We start from the raw sequence: 1,643 nt of genomic DNA on the forward strand, positions 1-1,643 counted from the left end.
GCCTCGCCCGTCGTGTCGTCCGGCCGGCCGACCACGGCCGCTTCCGCCACCAGCTCGTGCGACACCAGCGCCGACTCGATCTCCATCGTGCCGAGCCGGTGGCCCGACACGTTCAGCACGTCGTCGATGCGCCCCATGATCGTGAAGTAACCGGTGTCCTTGTCGCGCACCGTGCCGTCGCCCGCCAGATACAGCCCGCCGCCGAGCTCCTCAGGGTAGTAGCTCTTCTTGAAGCGCTCCGGGTCGCCCCAGATCGTGCGGATCATCGACGGCCACGGACGCTTGACCACCAGGATCCCGCCTTGCCCGTTGGGCACGTCCTGGCCCGTCTCGTCGACCACCGCGGCCATGATCCCCGGCAGCGGCAGCGTGCACGAACCGGGCACCGTCGGCGTCGCGCCCGGCAGCGGCGTGATCATGTGGCCGCCGGTTTCGGTTTGCCACCAGGTGTCGACGATCGGGCAGCGCTCGCCGCCCACGTGCTTGTGATACCACATCCACGCGTCCGGATTGATCGGCTCGCCGACCGTGCCGATGATGCGCAGGCTCGACAGGTCGTAGCTCTTCGGGTGGACCTTGTCGTCGGCGTCGGCGGCCTTGATCAGCGAACGGATCGCGGTCGGCGCGGTATAGAACACGCTGACCTTGTGGTCGGCGATCATCTTCCAGAAGCGCCCGGCGTCCGGGTAGGTCGGCACGCCCTCGAACACGACCTGCGTGCCGCCGCATGCGAGCGGCCCGTAGGTGATGTACGTGTGGCCGGTGACCCAGCCGATGTCGGCCGTACACCAGAACACGTCGTCGGGCTTCCAGTCGAAGGTCCACTTCATCGTCTGCGCGGCCCACAGCAGGTAGCCGCCGGTGCTGTGCTGCACACCCTTGGGCTTCCCGGTCGAGCCGGAGGTGTAGAGAATGAACAGCGGATGCTCGGCGCCGACCCATTCTGGCGGGCAGTGGTCGGACTCGGCGTCGGCGAGCTCGTGCATCCACAGATCGCGCCCGGCATGCCAGTCGATCTTGCCGCCGGTGCGGCGATAGACGATCACGCTCTTGACCGCGTCGCAGCCGCCCATCGCGATCGCTTCGTCGGCGATGCTCTTGAGCGGGAGCGTCTTGCCGCCGCGCGCCTGCTCGTCGGCGGTGATCAGCGCGACCGCGCCGACGTCGACGAGCCGTTCGTTCAGCGATTTGGCGGAGAAGCCGCCGAACACGACCGAGTGCGTGGCGCCGATGCGCGCGCAGGCCTGCATCGCGACGATGCCTTCGATCGACATCGGGATGTAGATGACGACGCGATCGCCCTTGCCGATGCCGCGTTTTTTCAGCGCATTGGCGAAGCGCGACACGCGCGCGAGCAGCTCGGCGTAGGTGACGCGCGTGACGGTGCCGTCGTCGGCCTCGAAGATCACGGCGACGCGCTGGCCGTTGCCGGCTTCGACGTGACGGTCGAGGCAGTTGTACGACGCGTTGAGCTCGCCGTCGTCGAACCACGTGCAGAACGGCGCGTTGCTCTCGTCGAGCACCTTGGTGAACGGCTTGTGCCAGCTCAGGTTCTCGCGCGCGAGACGCGCCCAGAAGCCCTCGTAGTCCTGCTCGGCCTCGGCGACGAGCGCACGGTAGGCCGGCATGCCGGAAATGGTCGC

1 protein-coding gene is annotated in these 1,643 nt (G+C 68.0%); it reads right to left on the reverse strand.

The window, feature by feature from the left end:
- On the reverse strand, positions 1-1,643 hold a 1,643-nt coding region (gene acs / locus C3Y15_RS31355), incomplete at both ends, for an acetate--CoA ligase (protein WP_124260316.1).

It is taken from the genome of Burkholderia sp. B10, assembly GCF_004368385.1.
Lineage (GTDB): Bacteria > Pseudomonadota > Gammaproteobacteria > Burkholderiales > Burkholderiaceae > Burkholderia > Burkholderia vietnamiensis.